The organism is Methylobacterium sp. CCH5-D2 (assembly GCF_001556475.1).
GTDB lineage: Bacteria > Pseudomonadota > Alphaproteobacteria > Rhizobiales > Beijerinckiaceae > Methylobacterium > Methylobacterium hispanicum.
Map to the genome: position 1 here is coordinate 1 of NZ_LSIX01000311.1, position 6,233 is coordinate 6,233.

A 6,233-nucleotide genomic window follows, 5' to 3' on the forward strand; every position below is an offset into this window, starting at 1 on the left:
CAGCCGCGACAACCAGATCAACCTCGCCTATTCCGACCCGTCGAGCCAGACCTACGTCTCGGTCGCCGGCAAGGCCGAGATCGTGCGCGATCAGGCCAAGATCGACGAGAAGTGGCAGGAGAGCCTGAAGACCTGGTTCCCCAACGGCAAGGACGACCCCGAGGTGGCGCTGATCCGGGTCCATCCGGGGAAGGGCGAGTACTGGGACAGCCCGAACAGCACGATGGTCCACCTCTACGGCTACCTGAAGGCCACGCTCACCGGCGAGAGCCCGAAGACCGAGGTGAAGAAGGTCGATCTGGCCTGAATTCGGGGTCGGACCGGGCGAACCTGTCCCGGCTGACATAGGCCAAGCCATTGACTCCTGTGCCGCCCGCGTGCGCCCTGCGCTCGCGGGCGTCGCCATGCCCGCGGACGGAGCCGATCCCGATCGATGTCCGATCTCGCGACGCGGGTCTACAACCACAATTTCCGCATCGACCCGATCGTCCGGTCGCTGCTCGATACGGATTTCTACAAGCTCCTGATGGCGCAGATGATCCTGCGCCGGCACGGCGACGTCGCCGTCACCTTCGGCATCCACAACCGAACGCACCGCGTCCGCATCGCCGAGGCGGTCGATGCGGGGGAGCTGCGCGAGCAGCTCGACCATGCCCGCTCGCTCCGCCTCGGGCGCGGCGAGGCGACGTGGCTGCGCGGCAACGCCTTCTACGGCACGCGCCGCATCCTCTCGGCCGAGTTCATCGCGTGGTTCGAGGAGTTCCGCCTGCCGGACTACGAGCTCGCGGTCCGGGACGGGCAGTACGAGCTGAGCTTCCACGGCTCCTGGCTCGAGACCACGATGTGGGAGGTGCCCGCGCTCGCGATCCTGAACGAGCTGCGCTCGCGCGCCACGCTGCGCGGCATGGGCCGCTTCGACCTCCAAGTGCTCTACGCCCGCGCGATGAGCCGCGTCTGGGAGAAGATCGAGCGCCTGCGCCGCCTGCCCGACCTCTCGATCGCCGATTTCGGCACGCGTCGCCGCCACGGCTTCCTCTGGCAGGACTGGTGCGTGCAGGCGATGCAGGAGGGGCTCGGCCCCCACTTCACCGGCACCTCGAACTGCCTCATCGCCATGCGGCGCGAGCTGGAAGCGGTGGGCACCAACGCGCACGAATTGCCGATGGTCTACGCGGCCTTGAGCCCGGACGACGCAGCCTTGGCGCGCGCGCCCTACGACGTGCTGCGCGACTGGCAGCAGGATTACGAGGGCAACCTGCTGGTGGCGCTGCCCGACACCTACGGCACCACCGGCTTCCTCAGGGACGCCCCCGACTGGATCAGCGCCTGGACCGGCATCCGCATCGACTCGAAGGACCCGATCGAGGGCGGCGAGGAGGTGATCGCGTTCTGGCGCCAGCGGGGCTGCGACCCGCGCGAGAAGCTGGCGATCTTCTCCGACGGGCTCGACATCGACACGATCGAGAGGATCCACGCCCATTTCCACGGGCGGATGCGGATCGGCTACGGCTGGGGCACGCTGCTGACGAACGACTTCCGCGGCCTCGTCCCGGACGGCCGGCTCGACCCGATCTCGATCGTCTGCAAGGTTTCGGAGGCGAACGGTCATCCGACCGTGAAGATCTCCGACAACCCCAGCAAGGCGCAGGGGCCGGCGGCGCAGGTGGAGCGCTACAAGCGCGTCTTCGGCGTGGAGGAGCAGGCCGAACTGCCGGTCGTTGTCTGAGCGGGGTGCGTCCCCGGGAGCGCCGGTCCTCGATGCGGAGCGCGGGAATGCGGATCGATCTGAACAGCGACCTCGGCGAGGGCTTCGGCCCCTGGCGGATGGGCGACGACGCGGCGATCCTCGACGTGGTCACCTCGGCCAACGTCGCCTGCGGGCTGCACGCGGGCGATCCCGACATCATGGTGGCGACGGCGCAAGCCGCGCGGGTGCGCGGCGTCGCGCTCGGCGCCCATCCGGGCTTCGCCGACCTCCAGGGCTTCGGCCGCCGGGTCGTGCGCATGGGCGCGCGCGCGATCGAGAACCTCGTCGCCTACCAGGTCGGCGCGCTCCAGGCCTGCGCGGCGCTGGCAGGCCACCGCGTCACCTACGTCAAGGCGCACGGCGCGCTGAACAACCTCCAGAACGCCGAGGCCGAGGTCGCTGCCGCGGTGGCGCGGGGCGTGCGCGGGGTCGATCCCCGCCTCGTCCTCGTGGTGATGCCGGGCCTGCCCTCCGAGCGGGGCGCGCTCGAGGCCGGGCTCGCCGTCGCCCGGGAGGTCTTCGCGGACCGCGCCTACGCCGAGGACGGCCAGCTCGCCTCCCGGGCGCTCCCCGGCGCCGTGATCGAGGACCCCGACGAGGCCGCCGCGCGCGTTGCCGCGATGGTGGAGGAGGGGGCCGTCACCACGGTCTCGGGCCGGCGCCTGCCTGTGCGGATCGACACGGTCTGCGTCCACGGTGACACGCCCGGCGCCCTCGCGACGGCGCGGGCCGTGCGCCGCGCCCTGGAGGCGGCCGGGCACGCCCTGACGCCCTTCGCGCCCTGAGCCTCATGCCCTGACTTCACGCCCGCGTGAGCTTTGCCGTCCCGCAAGGGATCGTTTCGGCGCCCGCGGGGGTTCCCCGTGCGGCGCGACCCGAGCCCGCGCCGAAGCGTCGCGTTCACGGGCAGGCATACGGCATGGCGAGCATGACACCAGAGGGGCCGCTGATCCCGCCGCGGCCGACCCGCATCGCCGCGGCCGAGACCCCGCGCGCCGCGATGGCCTCGCCGGTGGTGATCGCCGCGGTGATCATCGCGGGCCTCTATTTCGGGCGCGAGATCCTGATTCCGATCGCCATCGCGCTGCTGCTCTCCTTCGTGCTCGGTCCCCTCGTCCACTTCCTGCGCCGGGTCCGCATCCCCCGCCTCCTCGCGGTCGGGCTGACGGTGATGCTCACGATGGGGGTCGTGGCCGCGCTCGCAACCCTGATCGGCGTGCAGGTCGCCGACCTCGCGGGCGACGTGCCGCGCTACCGCGCCACGATCGAGCGCAAGGTCGAGGGCCTGCGCGAGAGCCCGGTCGGCCGCATCACCGAGTACGTGGCCGGAATCGGACGCGCCATCCACGAGGCGGGCGCGCCCGAGCGGGGCGACAAGCAGGCGGACAAGCCGGCCGCGGAGCCCGGTGCCGAGCCCGAGCCGAAGCCGGTCGTCGTCGAGACGCGCCAGCCCATGCCGGGTCCGCTCGAGACCGCGGAGAAGCTGCTCTCGCCCGCGCTCAAGCCGCTGGCCACGGCGGGCATCGTCGTGGTGGTGCTGATCTTCGTGCTGATGCAGCGGGAGGACCTGCGCGACCGCATGATCCGGCTCGCCGGCTCCAGCGACCTGCACCGCACCACGGTCGCGATGGACGACGCCGCGCGCCGCCTGAGCCGCTACTTCGTGGCCCAGCTCGCACTGAACGCCGCCTTCGGCGTCGCGATCGGTGCCGGACTCTACCTCATCGGCGTGCCGAATCCCGTGCTCTGGGGCATCTTCGCCGCGCTGATGCGCTTCGTGCCCTATATCGGGGCCTTCCTGTGCGCCCTGTTCCCGATGGCGCTCGCGGCGGCGGTCGATCCGGGCTGGAACATGCTCATCGCCACGGGGCTGCTCTTCGTGGTGCTCGAGCCGCTGGTCGGGCAGATCTTCGAGCCGATGCTCTACGGGCACTCGACCGGGCTCTCGCCGCTGGCGGTCCTGGTCTCGGCCCTGTTCTGGACCTGGCTCTGGGGGCCGATCGGCCTGCTGCTCTCGACGCCGCTCACGGTCTGCCTCGTGGTGCTCGGCCGCCACGTCGACAAGCTCGAGTTCCTCGACGTGCTGTTCGGCAACACCCCGGCGCTCACCCCGGTCGAGAACTTCTACCAGCGCATCCTCGCCGACGACCCGGAGGAGGCGCAGGAGCACGCCGACCTGATCCTCGCCGAGTGCTCGCTCTCGGCCTACTACGATACGGTCGTGGTGAAGGGGCTCGAACTCGCCGCCCGCGACGCGGCGCGCGGCGTGCTCACCGTCGAGCAGAAGTCGGCGATCCGCGAGAGCGTGACCGAGCTGATCGAGGAACTCGCCGAGCGCGACGACGCGGCCCCGGAGGATGCGCCCACGGGGGGCGGCAAGGGCGTCTGCGACCGCGAGGACGGCGTCCCGTTCGCACCCAAGCCCCCGACGCTTCCCGAAGCCTGGACCCGGTCCGGCGCGGTGCTGTGCGTGGCCGGCCGCGGCTTCCTCGACGAGGCGGCCGCCGCGATCCTGGCCCAGCTCCTGGCCAAGCGTGGCCTCGGCACCCGCGTGGTGCCCTTCTCCGACCTCGCCCGCGCGAAGATCGACGCCTTCGAGCCTGGTCCCGCGCAGCTGGTCTGCATCGTCTCGCTGGCCATCGCGGGCGAGCCGACCCACCTGCGCCGCCTCGCCCGGCGCCTGCGGCAGCGCCTGCCGAAGGTGCCGCTCCTCGTCGGCCTCTGGCAGGCCGACGACGTCGCGACCGCGCCGACCGCGATTCCCGCCGAGACCCACGTCGCCACCCTGCGCGGGGCGGTCGAGGCGGTGGTCGGCATGGTGCGCGAGGAAGGGGCGCCCGGCCGGAGCGCCCGGACGCCCGAGCCGGCCGAGGCTTGACGGGGCTTGACGGGGCTTGACGGGGCTTGACGGAACCGGCGCGGACCGGCTTCGTCTGGCCCCGTGAGCGGCGGATCGGGGATCGTCCGCCCGATGATCCGTGAAGGCGGAGGGGCCCGATGAGCGTCGTCGAACTCGGCCGGTTCATGCACGACCTCGCCGACGCCTCGGGCCGGGCGATCCTGCCCTTCTTCCGGGCGCAGTTCGGTCTGGACGACAAGGCGCGGGGCGGCGCGCCCTTCGATCCCGTCACCGAGGCCGACCGCGCCGCCGAGGTGGTGATGCGCCGCATGATCCGCGACGCCTTCCCGGGCCACGGAATCCTGGGCGAGGAGTTCGGCTCGGAGCGGCTCGACGCCGAGTGCGTCTGGGTGCTCGACCCGATCGACGGGACCCGCGCCTTCATCAGCGGCCTGCCGACCTGGGGCACCCTGATCGGCCTGCGGAAGGGCGGGACCGCGGTGCGGGGCCTGATGCACCAGCCCTTTCTCGGCGAGCGCTTCACGGGCGACGGGCACAGCGCCAAGCTGCGCGGCCCCGCGGGCGAGCGGACCCTGCGCACCCGCCGCTGCGCCGACCTCTCGGCGGCGCTGCTGGCCACCACGGACCCGCGCCTCTTCGCGGAGGGCGAGGAGGCCGAGCGCTTCCGTGCGGTGCAGGACGCGGTTCGCCTCGCCCGCTACGGCACCGACTGCTACGCCTACTGCATGCTGGCCGCCGGCCAGATCGACCTCGTGATCGAGGCCGGCCTGAAGCCCTACGATATCGTAGCGCTGATCCCGATCGTCGAGGGCGCGGGCGGCGTGGTCACGAGCTGGGACGGCGGCCCGGCGACGGAGGGCGGCCGCATCGTCGCGGCCGGCGACCCACGCCTGCACGAGGCGGCGCTGAAGCGCCTCGGGGGGTAGGAACGCGCGTCTGAACCGTTGCGGCAACTCGGCCGTTTCCCCCAGGCCCGCCGCCGAGATCCTGCCCGCCCGTGCTGATCACCGCCCTCATGGTCCTGACGACGCTCGTGCCGCGGATCGAGGCCGGAGCCGAGCGGCTGGCCGCTCAGGCGGTGCTGCCCCCGCCGGCTCCGGTCGAGGCCGCGCGCTACGAGGCCGCCGCGCGCGCGGTCACGAACTGGCGCAGCGAGACGGGCGAGGCATTGCTGCCGGCCTCGCTCGCCCTGGTGGCGCGGCTCTCGGCGAGCGACCCCGCCTTCGTCGCCCGCTGCGTGAAGCTCAACAATTACTGGTGCATCAAGCGCGCCCGCTGGCCCGGCGAGATCGGCGGCGATGCCGAGGGACATACCGGGTTCGCCAGCGCCGCCGACGGCGCGGACGCCGCCGCCAACCTTCTGCGGCGCTACTACCGGACCTATGGCCGCCGGACCGCTCTGGCGATCGTGCGCCGCTGGGCACCCGCGGAGTGCGGCCCCGCGCCGGCGGTCCGCGTGCCCGCGACGCCGGCTCCCGCGACCGCACCGGTCGCCTCGGTCGCCGCGACCGCTCCGGCCGCCGCGGCAGCGGGCCTGACGACCCGCGGGCTGGGGCAGACGCTGCGCGCCCGCTACCTCGCCCGCCACCTGCGCGGTGGCGGGCGAGGTAGCGGGCGCGCAGCGTC

At 72.8% G+C, this 6,233-nt stretch carries 5 protein-coding genes and 1 pseudogene; all 6 read left to right on the forward strand.

Translation table 11 applies throughout. The annotated features are described in order from the left end of the window. On the forward strand, positions 1-307 hold a 307-nt coding region (locus AX737_RS08175), incomplete at its 5' end, for a pyridoxamine 5'-phosphate oxidase family protein (protein ID WP_197430501.1). Between the two features lie 126 nt (positions 308-433). After that, the gene (gene pncB, locus AX737_RS08180; RefSeq protein ID WP_066920483.1) at positions 434-1,726 is read left to right on the forward strand and encodes a nicotinate phosphoribosyltransferase; all 1,293 of its coding nucleotides are present in this window, start codon (positions 434-436) and stop codon (positions 1,724-1,726) included. Positions 1,727-1,773: 47 nt separating this feature from the next. Beyond that, positions 1,774-2,532, forward strand: a complete 759-nt coding sequence (locus AX737_RS08185) for a 5-oxoprolinase subunit PxpA (RefSeq protein WP_066920485.1) — start codon at positions 1,774-1,776, stop codon at positions 2,530-2,532. 134 nt (positions 2,533-2,666) lie between these two features. After that, positions 2,667-4,625, forward strand: coding sequence for an AI-2E family transporter (locus AX737_RS08190; RefSeq protein WP_066920487.1), 1,959 nt, complete (start codon positions 2,667-2,669; stop codon positions 4,623-4,625). Positions 4,626-4,744: 119 nt separating this feature from the next. Beyond that, the gene (hisN, locus tag AX737_RS08195) at positions 4,745-5,533 is read left to right on the forward strand and encodes a histidinol-phosphatase (protein WP_066920489.1); all 789 of its coding nucleotides are present in this window, start codon (positions 4,745-4,747) and stop codon (positions 5,531-5,533) included. Between the two features lie 71 nt (positions 5,534-5,604). After that, positions 5,605-6,233: pseudogene (locus AX737_RS08200) on the forward strand (hypothetical protein); the annotation flags it as partial.

Bases quoted from the DNA above. Each gene is read 5' to 3' on its own strand.
- AX737_RS08190 (WP_066920487.1), top strand. From the start codon at position 2,667: ATGGCGAGCATGACACCAGAGGGGCCGCTGATCCCGCCGCGGCCGACC.
- hisN (WP_066920489.1), top strand. From the start codon at position 4,745: ATGAGCGTCGTCGAACTCGGCCGGTTCATGCACGACCTCGCCGACGCC.
- AX737_RS08185 (WP_066920485.1), top strand. From the start codon at position 1,774: ATGCGGATCGATCTGAACAGCGACCTCGGCGAGGGCTTCGGCCCCTGG.
- pncB (WP_066920483.1), top strand. From the start codon at position 434: ATGTCCGATCTCGCGACGCGGGTCTACAACCACAATTTCCGCATCGAC.